This is a genomic window from Actinomycetota bacterium (genome assembly GCA_019347675.1).
In the GTDB taxonomy this organism is placed as follows: domain Bacteria; phylum Actinomycetota; class Nitriliruptoria; order Nitriliruptorales; family JAHWKO01; genus JAHWKW01.
The window spans coordinates 1-21,696 of sequence record JAHWKW010000033.1 but is presented as its reverse complement, the minus strand read 5'-3'; the positions used below and the strand labels follow the sequence as shown (position 1 = coordinate 21,696).

Here is a 21,696-nt window from a genome sequence, read left to right as displayed (position 1 = left end):
GAACCTCCTCACGGTCGGTCCCGATGCCCACGGTCGGCCACGTGTCCGACAGCTGCACGTCACCGACGCATGCGAGGTTCAGGCGTTTCAGCACGATGCCCGAGCCGAGGAACTCCTCGACGAACTCGTTGGCCGGGTCGCTGAGGATGTTCTCTGGCGTGTCGTACTGGGCGATGTGGGCGCCCTCTTGGAGGATGGCGATGCGGTCGCCCATCTTGATCGCCTCGTCGATGTCGTGGGTGACGAACACGATCGTCTTGCTGATGTCGCCCTGGATGCGCAGGAACTCGTTCTGGAGGCGCTCGCGGGTGATCGGATCGGTCGCGCCGAACGGCTCGTCCATGAGCATGACCGGTGGATCGCTCGCCATCGCACGGGCGACGCCGACCCGTTGGCGTTGCCCACCCGACAGCTCCTTCGGATATCGATCGCGGTAGATCGCCGGGTCGAGGCCGACGAGCTCGAGCAGCTCATCGACCCGCGCCGAGATCCGCTGCCTGTCCCAGCCGACGAGCTGAGGGACCGTCGCGATGTTCTGCGCGATGGTGCGGTGCGGAAACAGCCCGATCTGCTGGATGACGTAGCCGATGCGCCGGCGGAGCCGATCGACGTTCACGTGCGTGACGTCCTCGCCTTCGAGGATGATCCGACCGGAGGTCGGCTCGATCAGGCGGTTGATCATCTCGAGCGTGGTCGTCTTCCCGCACCCGGATGGACCGACGAGGACGACGATCTCCCCCTCGGGAACCTCCAGGTCGAAGTGGTCGACCGCAGGGATCTCCTGTTGCGGGTAGCGCTTGGTGAGCGAGTCGAGCCTGATCATCGGCTCGTCGGCGCGGGTCGCCGTCTCGTTCATCGGATCTCCTTGGCAGTGGTGAGCTTGCCGACGAGGACGAGGAAGGCATCGATCAGCAGGGCGACGAAGATGATCCCGACCGTGCCGACCACCGCCTGGGGGACGGCGCGGGCCGAGCGCAGCGCCGCCAGGCCGCCGAAGATCTCCCGTCCGAGCCCCGGTCCGCTGATGTAGGCGGCGACCGCCGCGATGCCGACCGTGAGCACGGCCCCGACGCGGATGCCGGCGAGGATCACCGGCCAGGCGAGCGGGAGGTGGATCCGCGTCACGAGCTGGATCCGTCCCATGCCCATGCCCGTCGCGGCCTTCACGATCGCCGGGTTGACCTCGCGAAGCCCCGTCACCGTGTTGCGCACGATGGGCAGCAGGGCGTAGATGGCGAGGACGATGATGCTCGGGGCCCAGCCGAGCCCGACCAAGGCCACGAGGACGGTGAAGTAGGCCAGGGCCGGGACCGTGAACAGACCGTTGGTGACGTTCAAAAGCAACGCGGTGGCGCGGTTGTTGCGGTAGACGAGCGTGCCGAGGAACACACCGGTCACCACGGCGATGGTCACGGAGACCGCGACGAGGACGATGTGCTCGATCGTCAGTTCCAGCACGGTTCCCCAGCGGCGCTGCAGGTAGCCCCAAATGGTCACCGCAGGCCCTTCCTGCCGCGTTCAACGCCGAGACTAGACAGGCATGGGTGGCTCGCTCCGGAGCGGGGCCTGCCGCGCCCCGCTCCGGACAGCATCACGTGACCGTGAGCGCCCCGCCGCAGGTCAACTCGAGACGCGCCCCACCCGCCGCGATCCGCTCGGTGACCCAACGTTCGAGGCTGCCGTCGTCGACCACCCGCTGCAACGCATCGCCGGGACAGCGGGTGGCGGCGTAGCTGCGGTGCCCGCGGATCGTCTCGGGCGGCACGCCGAAGGTGACCGCGGCCCACGCCAGCACGTCCGCCAGCGCCGCCAGCTGTGCGTCGGAGGGCTCCTGGCGGTCGAAGTTGCCCTCCAGGCACGGCAGGAAGTGCCCTGCCGGGTCGTAGTCGGTGAAGGTCTCCCCCACCGCGGTGACGGCCCGACCCTCGTAGACGGTGCCGTCACGGGCGATCATCAGGTGGTAGGCGAGGTCGACGAAGCCGCGTGCTTGATGGTTGCGTTGGTGCTGGCGGAGAAGGTCGGGTTCACGTGACGGGTCGTCGTTCACGACCGCCGTGTGGTGGACGGTGAGACGCTCGATCGTGTGGCGGCGGTAGGGGCCGGTCGGTGCCGACGCTGCCCAGTCCGCCCGGCAGACGACCGGTCGCGCTGCCGCGGCCGCAGGCGTGGCGGTGCGCTCCTCGAGGGGTGGCTGCTCCGGTGTGCGGGGCGGGGACGCCGCCGGGTCACTTGTGACCGGCGGCGGCTCGGAGACCGGTTCGATGTCCAGCGCCGGTTCACCGTCGCCGCGGCCGGTGCAGCTGCCCGTGGCGACCGCGCCGACAACTCCGGCGAGGCAGCGCAGCAACTGGCGTCGGTCCACGCCCCTATCCTCCCAGCCTCGGCGGTCCCTCGTCACGCGGAGGTGGTGGTGTACGCGATCCTGGCCGGCGGCGTCGGCGCGGCGCGGTTCCTCCGCGGGCTGGTGCGCGCCGTCGATCCGCGCGACATCACGGTGATCGTCAACGTCGGCGACGACATCGAACTGCACGGCCTGCACGTCAGCCCCGACCTCGACACGCTCACCTACACCCTCGCCGGGGTGGTCGACCCCGAGCAGGGCTGGGGACGAGCCAACGAGACGTTCCACGTCGCCCAGGAGGTCGCCCGCTACGGGGAGCCGACGTGGTTCGCGCTCGGTGACCAGGACCTCGGCACGCAGCTGGTCCGCACGCACTGGCTGCGGCAAGGACGCCCGTTGTCGGCGGTGACAGCCGCGATCGCGACCGCATGGAACCTCGACGTGCGGCTCCTGCCGGCCACCGATGATCCGGTCGCCACCCGGGTACGCACCGCCGACGGGCGGTGCCTGCACTTCCAGGAGTACTGGGTCCGCGACCACGCCGTGCACCAGGTCGTCGAGGTGTCCCTGGCCGGCGCCGACAGGGCCCGCCCGGCCCCGGGCGTCACCGACGCCATCCGCGATGCCGACGCCGTCGTGATCTCCCCCTCGAACCCGGTCGTGTCGATCGGGACGATCCTGGCCGTGCCCGGCATCCGCGAAGCGGTCGAGGCGACCGACGCGCCGGTGGTCGGGGTCTCCCCGATCGTGGGCGGGGCGGTGGTCCGCGGCATGGCCGACCGGCTGCTCCCGGCCGTCGGGGCGGACGTGTCGGCACGTGGGGTGGCCGCCTGGTACGGCCACGTCCTGGACGGGTGGGTCATCGACGAGGCCGACCGCGACCTCGCGGGCGCGATCGAGGATCTGGGCGTTGCGGTCGAGGTCACCGACACCATGATGGACGACGTCGCCGTGGCCGCGGCGCTGGCGCAGACGACGCTGGACCTGGCGAGGTCGCTGCGATGATCGAGATCTCTGCGCTGCCGGACGTGCCCGAGGTCCGTCCAGGCGACGACCTCGCGGCCCTGGTCGTCGCCGCCTGTCGCGCCGGTGCCTGGACCCTCGCCGACGGCGATGTGCTGTGCGTGGCGCAGAAGGTCGTCAGCAAGGCCGAGGGCGCGTTGGTGACGCTGGCCGCGGGTGAGGACCCGATCGACGCCCGTCGCAGGATCGCCCGGGAACAGGCGGCGCGGATCGTGGCTGAGGCCGCCGACGTGCTGATCACCGAGACCGAGCACGGGTTCGTGTGCGCCAACGCAGGGGTGGATGCCTCGAACGTCCCGCCGGGGATGCTGTCGCTGCTGCCCACCGACCCGGACGCGTCAGCGCGTCGTCTGGCCGCGGCACTGCGCCAGCGTGGCGGCGTCGAGGTCGGCGTGGTGATCTCCGACACGTTCGGCCGCCCGTGGCGGTTGGGCCAGACGGACGTGGCGATCGGCGTGGCTGGGATCGCCCCGCTCCGCGACGAGCGCGGCGGGCTCGACCGCCACGGTCGACGCCTCGAGGTGACCCTGGTCGCGGTGGCCGACGAGCTCGCCGCCGCTGCTGACCTGGCGCGACGCAAGGCCGGTGGTGTGCCCTTCGTCGTGATCCGCGGGGCAGCCGTTGAGCGCGACCGGGACGGCTCCGCCCGGCAGCTGCTGCGACCGGCCGACGAGGACCTGTTCCGGCGCGGGGCTCGCTGACGGTCAGCCGCCCAGCACCAAGCGCCTGATCGGGTCGATCCCGAAGTACAGCAGGAACGCCAGGCTCGAGGCGGCCATCATCCAGTGCACCTCACCGACCCGTCCGGTCGCGACCTTGATGACCGTGTACGACACGAACCCCCAACCGATCCCGTCGGTGATGGAGAAGTTGAACGGCATCACCACCATGGTGAGGAAGGCGGGGATCGCCGTGGCGTAGTCGTCCCACGGCAGGTCGCGGACCACCGAGATCATGAAGAACCCGACCAGGATGAGGGCCGGTGCGGTCGCCTCGGGCGGGATGATCCCCGCCAGCGGGCTGACGAAGATCGCCCCGAGGAACAGCACACCGGTCACGACGCTGGTCAGCCCGGTCCGGCCACCGTCCTCGATCCCGCTGGCCGATTCGATGTAGGTGGTGGCGCTCGAGGCGGACGCCGCCCCGCCCGCAGCGGCTGCCAGCGAGTCGACCAGCAGGACACGGTTCATGCCGGGCAGCCGTCCGCGTGGTGTGAGGAACCCACCTTCGTTGCCGAGCGCGATCGCGGTGCCCATCGTGTCGAAGAAATCGGCCAGCATCAGCGTGAACACCGCCAGGGCCGCCGACAGCGCCCCGAGCTTGGCCCAGTAGCCGAACGAGAACCGGCCCAGCAGCGAGAAGTCCGGAGGGTCGATCACCTCCTGCGGCAGGCGGGCGACTCCCGCGCCGACGTCCTGCCACAGCGCCCCGCCGGCAGCGGCGTTGACGACCATGGCGAGGATCGTGGTGACAACGATCCCGATCAGCAGCGAGCCTTTGATCCGGCGGGCGACCAGAACGGCGGTGATCAGGAAGCCGCCCACGAACACCGCGATGCGCGCGGAATCGAACGCTCCTCGCGCCAGAACCGGGCCACCGCCGCCCGGCCCGGGGATCACGATCCCGGAGTTGGCGAACCCGATGATGGCGATGAACAGGCCGATGCCCGCCCCGATCGCCTTCTTCAGTTCCAGGGGGATCGCTTGCAGCACCGCTTCGCGGAAACCGGTCAGGACGAGCACGGTGATGATCGCGCCCTCGGTGACCACCACCCCCATCGCCTCTGGGAAGGTCAGCCCCTCAGCCCCGACCAGCTGGAAGGCCACGACGGCGTTGAGGCCGAGCCCGCTGGCGATCGCGAACGGGTAGTTGCTGACGACGCCCATGGCGATCGTCATGACGCCCGCCACCAGCGCCGTGACCGACAGGACGGCACCGAACTCCAGGCCGGCGCCCTCGAGCCCGAGGATCGCGGGGTTGACGAACAGGATGTACGCCATCGTCATGAAGGTGGTGACGCCCGCTACCACCTCGGTGCGCACGTCCGTGCCGCGCTGCTCGAGCCGGAAGTACTCCAGCATCTGGCCTCCGCGGGTCGGCTATCGGGCGCTTGTACCACGCGGTGGGCGGAGCAGGGCGCATCCTGACCGCCTGGTGGCTCGCTCGGCGCGGACGGCGCAGGCGCCTTCGGGCCGCTGCAGGGCGTGGCTAGAGTGCCGCGGCGTCCGAGTCGAGGGACGGTTAGTGGCCGACCGGGAACGTCCGACCAAGCGCGAGCGGCGGGAGCATGCCCGCGCCGAGCGCCGAGAACGAGAGGCGACGGCAGCCCGCGAGGAGCGCCGGAGGCGGATCGTCACCGTCGTCGTCACGATCGCTGTCGTGGCGGGGGTCGCGGCGCTGCTGGTGTTCACACGTGAGCCACCGGCTCCGGCGGGCGTCACGATCTCGCCTGCGGCGGCGGATGCCGCGCAGGACGCGGCCGGGTGCGAGGCGGTGGAGATCCCGCCGGCTGCGAGCACCCAGCACCTGGACGAGCCGGCTCCGCCCGCCGAGCAGCTCTACGCGGTGCGTCCAACCGACAGCGGGCGCCACTTCGCCATCACGGCCCGGGTCGCCACCTACGACGAGCCGGTCGACGAGCGACGCACGACCCACAACCTGGAGCACGGCTCGGTCGTGGTGTGGTACCGGCCAGGGGTACTCCCCGACGAGCAGGTCTCTGCCCTGAAAGACTGGGCCAGCGCACGCAACCGCGCCGGGTTCCAGGGCCAGGGCGGCGCGGGAATCATCGTCTCGCCCTGGGAGGGGATGTTCCAGAGCAGCGACAAGGCGCTCGCCGTCCGGGCGTGGACGGTGGCGATGGACTGCGACCGCTTCGAGGAGCAGGCCCTCGACAAGTTCCTGATCGAGAACTTCGGGACGCACGGCCGCGCCCCGGAGGCGGCGATCGCCCGGTATCCCGAGGACGTCTTGTCGTTCGAGGAGGACGGAGCCACGCCCCAGCAGACAACGCCTCCGCCGACGCCGGGCGACGCAACGCCGGACGAGGAGTCGCCGACGCCGGGGCCGACGCAACCGGCCGAGACGGAGCCGTCGCCCGCCGGGTGAGCGGCGGCGGGCCGCAGCAGCCGCCGTTCGGCTGGCCGGGGCGGACGCGGCGCTGCGGGCGCGGTCGGTCAGCGCCGTGATCGGTGGCGTTCGGCCCGCACCCGGCGCCACCAGCTGCGCATCCAGTCGCCGTAGTCGAACGGATCGAACCAGCGGTCGACCACCTGGCGGCTGGGGACGGTGGCGCCCGCGTGGACCAGCCGCCGCTTGCGGAGCGTCCGCAGGACCAGCCTGACGGCGCCGAACGTCGCGAAGAACGCACGGGGGACGGTCAGCAGCAGCTCCCCGGCCTTGAGCACCGTCGTGACGACGACGCCGGGGAGGTGGCGCACCAGGCGCGACGGACTGTCGCACTTGATCAGGGTCAGCAGCCGGTTCTGGAAGTTCAGCTGCTCGACGTGGGCCGTGCGACGAGGTCCGGAACCGCCCCGCTCGTGCTCGGCGACCGCACGGGGCTCGTACCACGCCACCCAGCCGCGCATCCGGGCGCGCCAATCCAGGTCGATGTCCTCGAAGAACGCGAACAGGTCCTCGTCGAGGATCTCCGACCGCCCGTCGATGTCCACCGCGACGTCGTCGAGCATCGCTCGCCGGTACAGCGCCAAGGCTCCGGACACGCCGAACACCTCACCGGGCTCGTCCCACTGGCCGGCGTCGGCCTGGCCCTCCCCGCGGTTGCGGAACAGCCGGGTGCGGAACGCGACGTGGCCGGTCGTGTCGATCACGTCCGAGCCGTCCGCGCCCCGCCCAGGCCGCAGCAGCTTGCCTTGCACGGCGCCGCGACGGTCATCGGCGAGGAGGGCGCCCAGCGCCGTCGAGACGTAGTCGTGGCGGGGTTGCACGTCGAAGTTGGACACCGCCACCGCGGTCGCGTCGATGCGGGCGAGCGCGTCGTTCACCGCGCCGGCGTACCCGCGGTTGGTCTCGTTCCACAGCACACGGATCGGTGGCTGGCCTGGCCGCATGGCAGCGATCGCGGTGCGTTCCGCGGCGTACCGCTCCAGCAGGTCCCGCGAACCGTCGGTGCTGGCATTGTCCACCACCCAGATCTCGAGGTCGTCGTGATCCTGGGCGACCAGCGCGTCGAGGCAGGCGGTCAGCTGCAAGGCCCCGTTCCAATTGACCACGATGGCCGCCACCCGCATCGCTTCAGCCGCTGAGGTCGACCGACGGGCCTTCGACGACGCGGGTCGCGGCCACCAAGTCGACCAGGCCGGACCCGCCCGGCGCCGGTGTGACCTCGAACGTGACGGGACGCGGCAGCACGTCGTAGCCGGTCCGCCCCGTCGGGTCGGTGACCGTCGGGCTGATGCGGTAGTGGCCGGCGAGGACGTGAGCGGTGAAGCGGATCTCCAGCACCGCGGTGTCCCCGGCGGCGAGCGGACCGACGCCCAGCCCCTGCCAGGTTGAGTGGACCTCGTAGAGGCGCCGACCGTCGCCCGTCTCGAAGGTCGCGCCGGCGCTGCACGCCTCGACGTCCTGCTCCGCACGCAGATCCAGCTGCAGCGCGAGGGTCTTGGACGGGGGGACCTTGTTCACGACCTGACCGTCGGCGTCCAGCAGCCGCGCCGCGGCGATGCGGACGTGACCGGTCCCCACCCGAGCGGAGCCGTCGTCCTCGTCCTCGCTGACGGTGCCCATGAGCTGGGCGTACTGCTGCACCCCCTCGCGGGTGGACCCGTCGAAGACCAGCTCGCCGTGGTCGAGGACCAGGACCCGCGGGCAGAGCTCCTCGATGGCGTTCAGGTCGTGGCTGACGAAGAACACCGTCTTGCCGCGTTCGCGGAAGCTCGCCATCCGCTCCAGCGACTTGGTCTGGAAGAAGGCGTCCCCGACCGACAGGACCTCGTCGACCAGCAGCACGTCGGGGTCGACGTGCACGGCGATCGCGAAGCCGAGCCGGACGTACATCCCACTGGAGTAGTTCCGCACCGGCTGGTCGATGAAGCCGCGGACCCCCGCGAAGTCGACGATCGCATCGAACTGCCGGTCGATGTCCTCGTTGGTCAGACCCAGGATGGCCCCGTTGAGGTAGATGTTCTCCCGCCCAGTCAGGTCGCCGTGGAAACCGGCGCCGAGCTCCAGCAGCGATGCCACCCGGCCGTTGATCTCGACCCGTCCCCGGTCGGCAGGAAGGATCCGGGCGAGCACCTTCAGCAGGGTCGACTTCCCCGACCCGTTGTGGCCGATCACGCCGACGCTCTCGCCGTGCTCCACGGTGAACGACACGTCGCTCAGCGCCTCGAACTCGGTGTAGTTGGCCCGCTTCAGGGTGGTGAGTCGCTCTTTCAACCCGCTGGGCTGTTCTTGGTACAGGCGGAACGTCTCGGTCAGGTTCTCCACCACGATCGCCGCACCGGTGCCGTTGGCACGCTCGGGGCGGATCAGGTCACGGAGCTGGTCGAGCACGGCGCTCACACCTCCTTGGCGAAGGTGAGCGCGTTGCGGTGGAACACCAGGTAGCCGGCGAGGAAGCTGACCAGCGCGACGGACGTGGTGGCGAGGATCAGCTCGCCGCTGGGCCACACGGGCAGGGTCGACGATGCGTTCTCGCCCGTCGTGCGGACGATCCCGTACAGCGGGTAGCGGAACACCTCCACGAACCACGTCAGTGGGTTCGCTCGGACGATCTGCAGGGCGACAGCACCGACGGCGCTGTCGCCAGCAACGTCGATCACCATCTGCAGGGGGTAGATGATCGGCGTGAGGTAGAACCAGACCAGGAAGATGACGACCACCAGCTCCTGCAGGTCACGGAAGGACACGTTGGCCGCGGCGAAGAGCATCGCGAGCCCGCTGGCGAAGACCCCGATCAGAACGATCCCCAGGGCGACCGCCGGTAGGTGGGCGACGACGCCGATGCCACGCGTCCACACCAGATAGGGGCTGATCGCCAGGAGCGCCAACAGGAAGTGCACTCCCTGGGCGACCACGTTGGACAGCGGCAGGACCTCCCGCGGGAAGTACACCTTGCGGATCAGCGCCCCGTTGCCGGTGATCGCCTGCACCGAGTTCTGCACCGCGTTCTGGAAGAACGACCACACCAGGTACCCGGCGATGAAGAACGCCGCGAAATCCTGCACCTGGATCCTGATGATGATCGCGAACACGGCGGTGAACACCACCGTCATCAGGATCGGGGTGATCAGCGACCACAGGAATCCCAGCGCCGAGTGCTTGTAACGGACCTTCAGCTCTTTCTGGACCAGTTGTCGGAGGAGCTGCCGGGCGTGCCACAGATCGCGGAGATTGACGAGGAGGGAGCGCACGGCGGGGAGTATAGGTCTTGACAGCACCGGGACAGACGGCACCGGTACCGCCTGGACCCCTGGCCCGACGCTGCGTGACGCCTGCCCTGGACGCCTGCTAGGTGGCCGTCATCGCAGCCTGGAGCTGCCCCCGGACGGTCTCGGCCACCGCAGCGGTGCCGCCGACGACCGTCCCGAGATCGAAGCGGTGGGCGTGGGCGCGGAGCAGGTCCGCGACGGCGGGCATCCCGGCGAGCGAGTCAGGGGGGACCAGCAACACGGGTCCTCCCAACCGTGCGGCGAGCGCTCCGCCGCTGAGACCGTCCGGGTAGTTGCGGCCGGTGGCGTACACACCGTGGACCTGCCCGGCCGGCATCCGCGGGAGCGTCACCGCCGCCACCATCGCCGAGGTCTCGAAGCGGTGGGCTCCGCCGATCCGTTGCACCTGGTACCCCGACCCACGCAGGCGATCCTCGACGGCGCGGGAGATCGCGGCCTCACCGCCGAGGAGGAAGATCCTTCGGACGTTCATGTCCGCCAACGCCTGCGCGGTCGGGGCCGGCAGGACGTCGCTCGCCGTCAGGAGGGTCGGCAGCGGATCCGCCAGCGCCGCGAACGACCCGGCTGACAGGGCGTCGGGCCAGGCGCGGTTCTCGTCGGCGTGTGACCCGAGGGCGATCACGACCTCGCCTTGCGCGCTGGGCCCGACGCGGCGCGCAGCGTCCGCCGCGGTGGCGAACCGTTCGGGGCCCTTGACGCGCTCCACCCGGTACCCGGCTGCGCGCAGGTCGTCCTCGACCTGCTGCGAGACCGCTGCGGTCCCGCCCATGATCCACACCTTCTCGGTGCGCAGCCGGCTCAGCTCGGCGCGGACGTCGGCCCGCAACCGATCCTGTTCGGTCAGCAGCAGGGGGGCGTCGAGCTCCGCGGCGAACCCCCCGGCCGCGAGCGCGTCCGGGTAGTTGTAGGCGGTCGCCAGCACCACATCGAGCGCCTGCGGCCAGTGATCACGCGAGACCGCGACGGCGGTCTCGATCCGCGAGGCGCCCCAGGAGCGACCGACCACGCCGGTGTCCACGACCGTGATCCGTGCGGTGTCGGTGGTCTGGGTCCCGCTGCCGGCGTCGGTCACGGTCAGCGTCACCGTGTAGACGCCCGGGGTGGCGTACCGGTGCGTCACCTCCTGACCGGACGCGGTTGTCCCGTCCCCGAACTCCCAGGTGAAGGTCTTGTCGCCGCCACCGCCCGCCGACGTCCCGGTGAACGTCACCAGTTCTTCGGAGTCCACCGTGCGGTCCGGTCCGGCGTTGGCGGTCACGTCGTCGTCGATGATGACGCCGCGGGCGACGTGGGGCCCGCAGCACGACACGTTCGCTCCGGGGCGTCCCAGCACCGCCAGGAACGTCTCGTTGGCCTCCGGTGCCGCGTCGCCCTTGACCTCGACGGCGACCGACGCCGTCCGCTGGCCCTCGGGGATGGTCAGTGTGGCGTCGGTGATGGCGACGTAGTCGACGTCTGGCGTGGCAGATGCCTCGTCCCTGGTGCTGTAGAAGGCCGTGACGGGCCGGTCGGGGCTCGCCGCGAGGGTCACGGTGAAGATCATGGTGCTGGTCGTGTCGGGGGCCCCTTCGTCGACCGACGCGCCCTCGATCGCCCACTCGTCGTCGACGATGGTGACCTGCCCGATCCAGTCGCCGCGCACCGCCACGGTTGACAGGTCCTGGGTGCAGTTCGCGCCGGAAACAGCGTTGACGCGGTCGATGATGACGTAGAGGTGTTCCTCGAAGTCGTCGACGACACCGTCCGCTTCGATCGGCACGGTGACGGTGGTGTTGCCGGCGTCGATCGCCGTCCCCTGGCTGCTCTGCGCGACGTAGTCCGAGGAGCTCGTTGCGGTGCCATCAGCGGTGCGCCAGACGACGCACGCGGGGACCAACGAGCTGAACGTGACGGTCGCACCCGCACCCTCGCTGACCCTGGCGTCGCTGACGTCGACGAAGGCGCCGTCGTCGTCGTCGATCACCGCCTGCGCGGCCGGCTTGGTCACCCCGGCGGCGGTCACGGTGATGGAGAAGGTCTCGGGCCCCTCTCCGGCTGCGGTGTCATTGATGATCGGAACGCGGACCGGCTTGCGGTTCTCCGGGTCGCCGGGTGCCCACACGACCGTGACGTTGTGGGTCCGGTAGTCCTGTCCGGCCGTCGCGGTGCCGTCGCGGGTGGAGACAAGGGCGCTGCCCCCCGCCGAGGTGTCGGTCAGCTCGACCAGGAAGACCGCGTCACCGGCGCCCTCTCTCACCGGGGCCGCGTCGAGCGCGCGGTACTGGGGGCCGGGCAGCGGCGCGCCGTTGAGGATCGTGCCGGTGACCAGCTTCTTCGAACCCCCGCCGTGGAAGGTGGCGTCCCCACGCAGGTTCTTGAACACGACGTGGAAGGTCTCGTCGCCCTCAGCGGCCTGGTCGCAGATCACGTCGACGGTCGCTTCGCCACGGTGCTGCCCGGCGGGGATCGTGACGGTCCCTTCCTTCGCGACGTAGTCGGCGCCCGCGGTGGCGGGAGTCGTGGTCGCGGCGACCGTGACGTAGTCGACGTGGATCGGCATGGTGGACGCGCCACCCTCGACCCTGACCGGGAACGACAGGGTGCTGGCGTCGGGGCATTCGTGGCCGGCCGCGCCGGCCACGACGACGCTGAGGGGCGTCGCCGCCGCGGCCGATGGAGGACCGAGCATCGTCAGCGTCGCGGCGGCAACGACGATCGCGACGGCCGCAGCGACGGGCCGTCGCGGCGAGATGGTGGCGTCCACGTCGTCTCCAGGTCTCGGGGGCAACCGCTCGGGCACCGACCGGTCCGCGTGCCGTCCGCCGCTGCGGGCGGCCGTGCAGGCTACCGTGGGGCGCCGTCCTCGCGGCGCGACCGGGAGCGTGACGTGGCAGGAGCCGGCGGGCCGTCGGGCCACCGTCGCGTGCGTGGGCTGCTGGCGGCGCTCGCCGCCGTCGCGGCGACCCTGGCCGGGTGCGCCACGGCCGGTGAACCTCAGCAGCCGGGTTTCACCGAGGCGCTGCGCCTGGACGATGGAGACGAGGTCACGCAGACGTTCGTGGCCCGCGGCGAACGACTCAGCCGCCTCGAGGTCCTGACCGCCACCTATCGCGTGGAGGACCCCGACGGGCGGCTGACCCTGGTCGTGCAGGGGGCAGGTCACAAGCGCACGGTCCGCACCGCCGGGGACGACATCGAGGACACCGCGTGGTTGACGCTGGCCTTCGACCCGATCGACGACGCCGCCGGCGAGACGTTCGCCGCGACCCTGACGTGGGCGGGCAGCGACCCGATCGCGGTGTTCGTCCACGAGCACGACCCGTACCCCGACGGGAGCCTGGAGGGCCGGCGGGGTGATCTGGCGTTCCGGGTCGGGCATCCACCGACGGTCAGCGCCACGTGGTCGACCGTCAGCCGCATCCCCGGCGAGTTCGTGCGTCGGCTCGCCGCCGACCCGGTGTTCGGCGTCGCGTGGCTGGTGGCGGTCGGGCTGGCGGCCGCTGCGCTCGGCGGGTCCGTGATCCGTTCACGACGCCGCGACGCCGCATAGGCGCGTGGTCCCCGCAGGCGGAAGCGTCAGCGTGACACCGGCCCGGCCGAGGGCCAGGTTCAACCAGCGCGGCGCGTCCGGTGGGAGGGTCAGTCGCACAGGGCGCGGTGACGCGGTCCCATCCACGACCGGCACGACGACCAGCGTTCCACCCGCCGACGCATGCACCCGCAGGGCGGTGTCGTCGGCGACGTCGAGCGCGACCTGCGCCGGCTCTGACCGCGGTGTGAGCGCCACGCAGTCGCCGTGGCGCTCGACGTCGGCGTGGGCCAGCGCGACCACCGTCGCGGCGGGCCCCTCAACGGCCGGTGTCCGCGTCGCGGTGACGCCGAGCAGACCGCGGGCCGCGACCCGATCGGCCGGCGTCACCGGCGCATCCGGGAGCACGCCGCGTTCGCGCAGGTCCACGGCTTCGGCGAGGGTGAGGCCGGGCGTGACGAACGACGCGTGCACGTCAACCAGCACCGGGCCGGGTCCGCGGGCGATGTCGACCGCCGCCAGCAGCGTCCGGCGGAACTGCTGCACGTCGGCGGCACGTGCACTCGCCACGGCGAGCAGGTCACGCGCCCCGAGTCCCACCACGACCACCCCGGCGGCGACCACCGCGACCCGCACGGGCGGGCTGCGCACGGCGGGGCGTCCCAGCGCCCAGCCCGCGGCCGGGAGCAGCAACGTGGCCGCGACCGCGACGTACCGCGACGACCGTGCCAGCCCCGGATCGTCGTCGGCTCGCAGCACCCCGCCGGCCAGGAGCGCGACCACGGCAGCGGCAGCGCAGGCGAAGACCGCCGCGGCCGGGCCACGAGCCAGGCGCCACCGCCACACCAACCAGCCGACGAGGGCGACGAGCGCCACCGCCCCCCACCGACCGATGTGCAACGTCTCGCCGGCAGCGTGGGTGAGACCCGCCGCCACGAAGGTCGCCACGGCTTCAAGCGGGGGGAGCGTGCCGACCGCTCCCCGTCCCACCGCCAGCCACCACGCTGCGTACACGACCGCCGGCGGTCCGGCCGCGACGGCTGCGGCCCACCAACCCCGGCGCAGCGCAGCGGTCAGCGCGGCGGCGGCCACCATCACCGGACCGATCCCCGACCACGCGACCGCCACCGTGCCGACGACCGCCCCGAGCGCATCTCGGCGACCGACCGGACCCGGATGGTCGACCAGCAGGACGTGACCGAGGCCGAGCGCCAGCGGGGCGGTGAACGCCACCTGCACCGCCAGGGTCACGTTCTCGAACCCCGCCCCGAGCGTGAGCAGGACCGCGGCGGCGACCGTCGCCACCCACGGGTCACCGCCGCCGCGGCGGATGATCCGCCACACCAGATGAGCGGTGACCACGTGCAGCGCCACGGTCGGCAGGACGTAGGGGAGGTAGTTGTCCAGGCCGACCGTGGCGAACAGGCCACGCAGCACCAGGATCGGGAACGCGAACCAGTGCTCGTTGTGTGGCCGCAGCGCATCCCCGGCGCTGCGGTCGGTGAGGATGGTCCACTCGTCGGCACGGAACCACTGCTGCCCGCCGACCACCAGTGACAGCACGAACCCGACCACGAGCGTGGCGACGTGCACGGCGAGCGCGAGCCGGTCCCCCGACGCAGCCTCGGTTGCGGTGGCGTCCGCTGTCATCCGGCGGCGGTGAGCGGCCGGCCCGCTCGACCGGGGCGGAGGCTGTCGCGGAGCAACGGCAGCGCGATCGCCAGGGTCGCGACCCAGAACGTCGTCCACGCCAGATCAGCGACCTGCTTCCCACGCGGGCCCTCCAAGAGCGGACCGAACGGGAGCAGGTCACGGGCGGTGTCGCCCAACCCGCCGAGCGCCCCGGCGAACAGCCCGCCGCCCCACAGCACCGCCGCAGCGACGAACACGCCCGCGACCTGGGCCAGGTGCAGGGGCACCACGCCACGGGCGGGTGTGCGTCCGGCGACCAGCGCGACGGCGGGTACGATCCACGCCAGGTAGTGGGCGCTGAACTGCGCGAACGCGAACATCGCCAGGTGCGCCAACGCCACCCAGCGCCACAGGTCCCCGGTCGCCACCACCCCGACCCCCCACCAGCCGCGGCTCCGCCCCAGCAGGTACCCGCCGAGCGCCAGCAGCGCTGCCGCGAACAGCAACACGCCGGGGCCGCCTCTGTCGGGCTGCAGCGTGAAGGCGAACCAGTTCCCACCGAACGGGTAATCGCCGACCGCGGCGAGCTCCCCGTAGCTGCCGCCGACGACCCGGTTGGCCACCATGGTGGCGGCGAACGGTGCCACGGCCAACGCCGCCCACCCGACCTGGCGAGGCAGGTCGCGGTACACGACGAGCGCGAACACCGGGACGAGCACGATCGGGTAGGTGCGCAACGTCACGGCCAGCCCGAGCACGATGGCCGCGGCGAGCGTGCGACGCCGCTCAGCCAGGAGCAACGCCGCCAGGACCGCCAGCACCGGGAACGATTCGTACCGTCCGAAGATCAGCGTCGCGTACAGCGCAGCGGGCGACAGCATCCACAGGATCCACGTGGTCCGGGCGCGCCGGGCTGCGTCGTCGCTGACCGGGCCGTCACGCGGCCACAGCAACGCCAGGAGGACCAGCCCGGCGGCGAGGTCGGCGAGGATGTACGGCAGCTTCAACAGCGTCAGCACCCGGGCGGCGTCGAAGCGGGCCAGGAGCGCGTTGACGTGGCTGGGCACCAGCGCGACCGGCTCCGCCCACCACCACGGGTGGGTCCACAGCTGGTCGGCTGGCCCCATCAGTGGCTGGACGACCCGCAGCCACGCCGCGTGCACCGCGTGGCTGCCCATGTTCACGAGGTAGCGCTCGAACACCCCGCCGTGGAAGGCGATCACGTGGGAGCGCCAGTAGACCGCCAGCATGTCGGAGCTCACGCCCACCGGCAGGAGCAGCAGGCGCACCAGGATCCCCACCAGCCCCCACCGGGTGAACGTCGCACCCCACACCGGATCGCGGAGCGCCGCCAGGGCCGAGCCCCGGGATGCCGTACCGGCCGGTCGGTGGAGGGTCCGCGAGCGAGGAGCGGTGGCGCGGCCCATCAGCTCCGGATGACCTCGCGACGCTTCCGGGCCACACCGGCACGCACCCGGATGGAGTTTTGCGCCATGCGCAGGGCGTTGGCCAGCCCCTTGTCCTGAGTGACCTCGACGAAACGACGCGCGAGCTGCACCGGCGAGCGGCGCCGGCGCTTGATCTTCCCGACGTTGACATAGGGGTTGTCGGGTCGTTCGACGTCGGGCGCGCGACGCGGGAACCGGCAGAACTCCATCAGCGGCGCGAGCATCCGTTCCCACGTCATCGTCGGGGCGAGCTCCTCGACGTTGCGGCGGGCCTCGGCGAAGCGCTCGCGGTCGGCGATGCGTAGCAGTGCGCCAGCCAGGTCGTCGACGTCCTGCGATCGCACCACCTCGCCGAGGTCATGTCGGCGCACCAGTCGCGACAGCGAATCCCCCTCGGTGCACACGATCGGGAGGCCGGCCCACAGGTAGTCGAGGATCCGGGTCCGGAACGACAGCTCCGTCTCGAGGTGCAGGAAGTGCGTGGAGACGCCCACGTCGGCGTCCAGCAGGAAGTTGGCGCGGTCGTCGTAGTCCACCCAGCCATCGTTGAAGAAGACGTGGGAGCCAAGGACGTCGAGCTCCTCGGCGACGCGACGCGCGTCCGAGGCGCGGACCATCGTGGGGACGTCGGGGTTGGGATGGGCGGTGCCGAGGAAGAACAGCTTCAGCCGCGGGTCGTCGGTGGCGGCTTTGGCGACCGCCCGGATCAACGTCACCGGGTCGAACCAGTTGTAGATCCCCCCGCCCCACAGCAGCACGACGTCGTCCTCGCCGATCCCCTCGACCGCGCCTTTGATCCCCTGCCGTTCCTGGCGTGGGGGGTCGGTCGGGAGCCCGAACGGCGCGACCGACAGCAGTCCGCGCAGATCCGGGTCGTGGTCGTAGGTGGCGGGGTTGATCCGCCCGACGGCGGCCAGCTGCCCCAGCCAGAAATCCCGCTGCTTGTCCGAGGCGCACAGGAACAGGTCGCCGCGCATGAGCTGGTCGTTGACCACGTCCTTGTCGCTCTTGAAGGTCCGCCAACGCTCGTCGGGCGGATCGTCACGGCGGAGCACGATCGCCTCGATGTGGAAGGGATCGTAGATGTCGACCACCACGGCCTTGTCCGACTCGGCGATCTCCGGGAAGTGGTACATGATGAAGCCCTGCACCACGATCACCTCGGCCCACCCGATCCACCGTTCGGCGTTCCCGGCGTCGAAGTGGACCGTCTTGAACGACGGGTGCGACGCCTTGGGCGCGCTCATCGCGCCGAGGACGACCTCGTGCTCCCGCGCCAGTGTCTTGGCCATCTCCCAGGCACGGATCGCCGGTCCTGCCATCTTCGGGCCGACGCTGTCCGCTGTGAGGATCAGCACGCGCTGACGGGTGGTGGCGTGCCACATCAGGTCGAACGTGTCGACCGCAGCCTGGAAGACGGTGAGGAACGTCGCGTCGGGGACGTTGGGCGTCACGGCCTTGCGGAACAGCCGCATGATGTCGCGGTCGTCGCGGCGCCGACGTTGCTGCACCTCGCCCCGCTTGTTGCGGAGCGGCTCGAGCCACAACCCGAAGTCGCGCAGCGCCGCCAGGTGCGCGCCGGTCATCGGCGTGACGTGCGGCTGCGGCTCCGGCTCGTCTTCGCTGGTGATGCGGTAGTCACCGAGATCGCTGCCTTCGTTGAAGAAGCCGCGGAGCATGCTCAAGATCACCGAAGCCGGGAGTGTGCGCGCCAGCGTGTCGTCGCCGTAGTTCTTGAAGATGGTGGCCAGCGCGTTGCGTTCGAGCAGGTAACGCTCGCGTGGCTCGCCGAACCGCTCGATCGTGCCGTGGTGGCGGTGGTGGACCACCGCCGTCGGGACGAACCACACCTCGTAGCCCATGACCCACAGCCGCCAACCGAAGTCGACGTCCTCGAAGAAGGCGAAGTAGTCCTGATCGAACCCACCGACGTCGAGGAACAGGCGCCGGTGTGTGGCCATGGACGTCCCGCTGACGAACAGGGTGGGGCCCAGCACGAGGTCGTCCGGCGGAGGTTCCTCGCGGTGGGCGGCGAACCCGTGGCCGTAGAAGGCGGCTTCACCCCCGGCGAAGTCGACCGTCTCCCCGCGCGCGTTGAGCACGAGCCCGCCGGTGCACGCGACCTGGTCGTACATGATCAGCGGCTTGACGAGCTCGCGGAGCCATGCGGGCTGAGCGACGGCATCGTTGTTGATCAGCGCGACGATGTCGCCGTTGCCGGCGCGGGCGCCCTGGTTGACCGCCGGGGCGAAGCCGGTGTTGGTGTCGTTGACGATCACCTGCACCTGCGGGTAGTGCTCGCGGACGAACTCAGGCGACCCGTCGCGGCTGGCGTTGTCGATGAAGACGACCTCGACGCGTTCCTGCGGGTAGTCCTGACCGAGGAGCGAGTCGAGACACGTCGCCAGGTAGTCGCGGCCGTTGTAGTTGATCACCACGACCGTGACGGTCGGCCAGTCCGTGTCGTCCACGCGGTCGTTCCTGGGTAGTGGGACGCGGCGAGCATAGGCGTCGGGCGCTGGGGCAGGGTGGCGGTCAGGCCGGCCTACCATGTGTCCGTGCACACCGTGAACGATGCGAAACCGGCTGGCGCGCAGGTCCAGCGTGCCGGCTGACGACGCAGTGACCGTCTCCGCGGTCGTCCCGGTCCACGACGAGGTCGAAGCGCTCCCCGCGTTCCACGACGAGCTCCTGGAGGCGCTCCCGTCGTGGGGTTCGGGTGATTGCGAGGTCATCTACGTCGACGACGGATCGACCGACGGCAGCGGGGAGCTGCTCGAGAAGTTCCACGCCGAGCATCCCGACCTGGTCCGTGTCGTGACGTTACGGCGCAACTTCGGCAAATCCGGGGCGCTCGCCGCCGGGTTCGACGCCGCACGCGGTGAGGTGGTCGTCACCCTCGACGCCGACGGTCAGGACGACCCGTTCGAGGTCCCGAAGCTGCTCAACCACATCGCGCACGGCGACGACGTGGTCGGTGGGTGGCGGCGACGGCGGCAGGACCGCCTCGTCAAACGGTGGACCTCGCGCTTGTACAACGCGTCGACCCGGGCGTTCACCGGACTGCCGATCCACGACTTCAACACCGGGTTGAAGGCGTTCCGCAGCGAGGTCGTCCGTGAACTTCCCCTGTACGGAGAGTTCCACCGGTTCGTCCCGGTGCTGGCCCACGATCTCGGCTTCCGCGTCACCGAGGTGCCGGTCGCACACCGTCCCCGCCAGCTGGGTCGCTCGAAGTACGTGTCGGTGACCCGCTTCCCGAAGACGCTGCTCGACCTGCTCACGGTGTTGTTCCTCACCCGGTTCGCCGAGCGTCCCCTGTACCTGTTCGGCGGGTTCGGGCTGATCCTGTCGCTCCTCGGCGGGGCAGCGATCGGGTACCTCGTGATCCTCAAGGTCGTGACCGGCGCCGGGATCGGGACGCGACCGCTCCTCCAGCTGGGCGTGGTGACGCTCCTTGTGGGGGTGCAGCTGGTGGGGATCGGGCTGATCGGCGACGTTCTCCGTCACACGGTCGGGGCGCGTGAGGACCCCTACCGCGTGCGCCGGACCCTGCCCTGACCGGGCCCCGCCTGCGCGTCCTGCTGATCTCTCACGTCTTCCCGCGCTCGCCATCCGACGCGGCCGCACCGTTCCTGTTGCGGTACGCGGTCGGCCTGGCCGAGGCCGGGGTGGCGGTGCGGGTGGTGGCGCCGCACGACCCCGGCCTGCCCGACGCGCACGATGTCGCCGGGATCCCCGTGCGTCGGGTGCGCTACGGACCGGATCGCGCCGAGGACCTCGCCTACCGCGGCGAGATGCACCTCCGAGTGCGCCATCCCCGCAGGGCGGTGCGCGCCGCCCGGCTGGTCGGGGCGCTGGCGCGGACGGTCCGTGCCGAGTGCCGCGCCTGGGGTCCGCACGTCCTCGACGTGCACTGGCTCGTGCCTGGCGGGATGGTGACGTGGCTGGCCGGCGTTCGTCTCCCGAGTCAGGTCGTGGTCCACGGCACCGACGTGGCACTGGTCACGGCCGGGCCGATCCGGCGGGTGATCGCACGCCGGCTGCTGGACCGTTTCGAGCTCGTCGCGGCGTCGTCGGGGCCGCTCGCCGAGGAGCTGCGATCGGCGCTGGGCCGAGCGGCCGACGCCGTCGCCCCGATGCCGTACGCGGTCCCGCCCGCCGATCCGGGTCCCCCGCCCGGTCAGGACCGCATCCTGGCGGTCGGTCGCCTGGTGGCGGAGAAGGGCCACGCCGATCTCGTCGAGGCGGTGGCGACCCTACGGGCCGAGGGCCGTCGTTCGGTGTCGCTCACCGTGGTCGGAGACGGACCCGAACGTGATCGTCTGGCCGCGATGGCGGAGGAACGAGACGTGCCGCTGACGCTGCCCGGCGCCGTGTCACCCGCCGACCTCGAGGCCAGGTACGCGCGCGCCGACGTCGTGGCGGTGCCCAGTCACCGGGAGGGCTTCGGCCTGGTGGCGGCGGAAGCCTTGGCGCGAAAACGTCCGGTTGTGGCGTCCAACGTCGGTGGGCTCGCGGAGATCGTCACCGACGGTGTGACCGGGTGGGTCGTCGCACCGCGTGACCCCCGACGGCTGAAGGAGGCGCTCGCCGCGGCGCTCGACGACCCCGACGAGGGCCGCAGGCGGGCTGCCGCCGGCGCTCGACGCGTCCACGAGCGCTGGTCTGCCGCCCAGCTGGGACGTGACGTTGCCGATCGGCTCAGGCGCCTGGCAGCCTCCGAGCGCAACTGATCGTGGCTCAGCCTGCCTCTGGGAGTCGCTGTTGCAGGCGTGGTGAGGGCAGGAAGACACCCCCGGGGTGGTGGAGATCGCCGTTGGGAGGTCCGCCTCGACGTCCTACCAGGTCACCGGCGCGGCACCGTCGGGCGCTCACGGCCAGGAGCCAGTAGGGCGCCACCGTGGTCTTCGTCTAAAGGCGAACGTGTCGGTGCCGTTTTCCATCAGGTCTCAGCCGAGTCGCCCGTCCACTCGAGGTAGAGGATGCCGCGCTCAAGATCTTTGTGGGCAACTCCCAGGACGCGTCGAGAACCGTGTCGATGAGCTCAACGAGCCATGCCGCACCTGGTCCTTCCGCGCCGCGGTGCCGTTTGCGACGAAGAGTCGTCGTCGCTGTCGTCCGCGCGATGTCGTCGACGCGCCGAGCGCCGCAGGGGACGTCGGGGCGGGTTGTCCCCAGGTTGGCTGCGGGGTCGAGGGTGGATGTCGCAGGGCGTTGGTAGTGTTCGACTCGAACACAAGTTCGGTAACAGGGTTCGGTGACAGAGTCTCCAGGGAGATGGCGATGGCTGTGGGAACCGAAGACCGCGAGCGGGTGGGTGAGGCC

The 21,696-nt window shown here is 71.1% G+C and carries 17 protein-coding genes; 6 read left to right on the top strand and 11 right to left on the bottom strand.

Features of this window, described 5'->3' with window-relative positions; all coding sequences use genetic code 11:
• The 3 genes from KY462_15605 to KY462_15595 form a co-directional block, all read right to left on the bottom strand.
• Window positions 1–856: ATP-binding cassette domain-containing protein (locus KY462_15605; protein MBW3579125.1), on the bottom strand; the 856-nt coding region annotated here is incomplete at its 3' end.
• Window positions 853–1,497 (bottom strand): ABC transporter permease, encoded by a 645-nt coding sequence (locus KY462_15600; GenBank protein MBW3579124.1) that lies wholly within the window; start codon window positions 1,495–1,497, stop codon window positions 853–855. The genes KY462_15600 and KY462_15605, both read right to left, overlap by 4 nt.
• A 94-nt stretch (window positions 1,498–1,591) precedes the next feature.
• Complete coding sequence (locus KY462_15595) at window positions 1,592–2,362, bottom strand: peptidoglycan recognition protein family protein (protein ID MBW3579123.1); 771 nt, start codon at window positions 2,360–2,362, stop codon at window positions 1,592–1,594.
• 45 nt (window positions 2,363–2,407) lie between these two features.
• Between KY462_15595 and cofD the strand changes: the two genes are divergently transcribed.
• Window positions 2,408–3,346, top strand: coding sequence for a 2-phospho-L-lactate transferase (gene cofD / locus KY462_15590; GenBank protein ID MBW3579122.1), 939 nt, complete (start codon window positions 2,408–2,410; stop codon window positions 3,344–3,346).
• Window positions 3,343–4,065, top strand: coding sequence for a coenzyme F420-0:L-glutamate ligase (gene cofE, locus KY462_15585; protein ID MBW3579121.1), 723 nt, complete (start codon window positions 3,343–3,345; stop codon window positions 4,063–4,065). Before cofD ends, cofE begins: the two co-directional genes overlap by 4 nt.
• Before the next feature lie 3 nt (window positions 4,066–4,068).
• On the opposite strand, the gene KY462_15580 is transcribed toward cofE, so the two are convergent.
• Window positions 4,069–5,445, bottom strand: a complete 1,377-nt coding sequence (locus KY462_15580; protein ID MBW3579120.1) for an NCS2 family permease — start codon at window positions 5,443–5,445, stop codon at window positions 4,069–4,071.
• A 163-nt stretch (window positions 5,446–5,608) separates the two neighbouring features.
• Between KY462_15580 and KY462_15575 the strand changes: the two genes are divergently transcribed.
• Window positions 5,609–6,472 carry a DUF3105 domain-containing protein gene (locus tag KY462_15575; protein ID MBW3579119.1) on the top strand — a complete coding sequence of 288 codons (864 nt, stop codon included), beginning with the start codon at window positions 5,609–5,611 and terminating at the stop codon, window positions 6,470–6,472.
• Between the two features lie 68 nt (window positions 6,473–6,540).
• On the opposite strand, the gene KY462_15570 is transcribed toward KY462_15575, so the two are convergent.
• The 4 genes from KY462_15570 to KY462_15555 are packed head-to-tail and all read right to left on the bottom strand — an operon-like array spanning window position 6,541 to window position 12,523.
• Entirely contained in the window at window positions 6,541–7,611 is a 1,071-nt protein-coding gene (locus KY462_15570; protein MBW3579118.1) for a glycosyltransferase, read from the bottom strand.
• Window positions 7,612–7,621: 10 nt separating this feature from the next.
• Window positions 7,622–8,881 carry an ABC transporter ATP-binding protein gene (locus KY462_15565; protein ID MBW3579117.1) on the bottom strand — a complete coding sequence of 420 codons (1,260 nt, stop codon included), beginning with the start codon at window positions 8,879–8,881 and terminating at the stop codon, window positions 7,622–7,624.
• Between the two features lie 5 nt (window positions 8,882–8,886).
• A complete protein-coding gene (locus KY462_15560; GenBank protein ID MBW3579116.1) occupies window positions 8,887–9,783 on the bottom strand; it encodes an ABC transporter permease in 897 nt (298 codons plus the stop codon).
• Between the two features lie 55 nt (window positions 9,784–9,838).
• Complete coding sequence (locus tag KY462_15555) at window positions 9,839–12,523, bottom strand: cell wall-binding repeat-containing protein (GenBank protein ID MBW3579115.1); 2,685 nt, start codon at window positions 12,521–12,523, stop codon at window positions 9,839–9,841.
• 123 nt (window positions 12,524–12,646) lie between these two features.
• Here KY462_15555 and KY462_15550 point away from each other — a divergent pair, with 123 nt between their 5' ends.
• On the top strand, window positions 12,647–13,309 hold the full coding sequence (locus KY462_15550; protein ID MBW3579114.1) for a hypothetical protein: 663 nt from the start codon (window positions 12,647–12,649) through the stop codon (window positions 13,307–13,309).
• Here KY462_15550 and KY462_15545 read toward each other — a convergent pair.
• From KY462_15545 to KY462_15535, 3 genes are read right to left on the bottom strand one after another with little or no spacing between them, the layout of a single operon-like run.
• A complete protein-coding gene (locus KY462_15545) occupies window positions 13,286–14,938 on the bottom strand; it encodes a hypothetical protein (protein ID MBW3579113.1) in 1,653 nt (550 codons plus the stop codon). The genes KY462_15550 and KY462_15545 overlap by 24 nt on opposite strands.
• On the bottom strand, window positions 14,935–16,347 hold the full coding sequence (locus tag KY462_15540) for a hypothetical protein (protein ID MBW3579112.1): 1,413 nt from the start codon (window positions 16,345–16,347) through the stop codon (window positions 14,935–14,937). The genes KY462_15545 and KY462_15540 overlap by 4 nt, the downstream gene beginning before the upstream one ends.
• Window positions 16,347–18,839: a glycosyltransferase gene (locus KY462_15535; protein MBW3579111.1), complete on the bottom strand. Its 2,493-nt coding sequence runs from the start codon at window positions 18,837–18,839 to the stop codon at window positions 16,347–16,349. Before KY462_15535 ends, KY462_15540 begins: the two co-directional genes overlap by 1 nt.
• Window positions 18,840–18,972: 133 nt before the next feature.
• Between KY462_15535 and KY462_15530 the strand changes: the two genes are divergently transcribed.
• Both KY462_15530 and KY462_15525 read left to right on the top strand, forming a co-directional pair.
• Window positions 18,973–19,929, top strand: coding sequence for a glycosyltransferase family 2 protein (locus KY462_15530; protein ID MBW3579110.1), 957 nt, complete (start codon window positions 18,973–18,975; stop codon window positions 19,927–19,929).
• Window positions 19,930–20,006: 77 nt separating this feature from the next.
• On the top strand, window positions 20,007–21,104 hold the full coding sequence (locus KY462_15525; GenBank protein ID MBW3579109.1) for a glycosyltransferase: 1,098 nt from the start codon (window positions 20,007–20,009) through the stop codon (window positions 21,102–21,104).
• The last annotated feature ends 592 nt before the right edge of the window (window positions 21,105–21,696 follow it).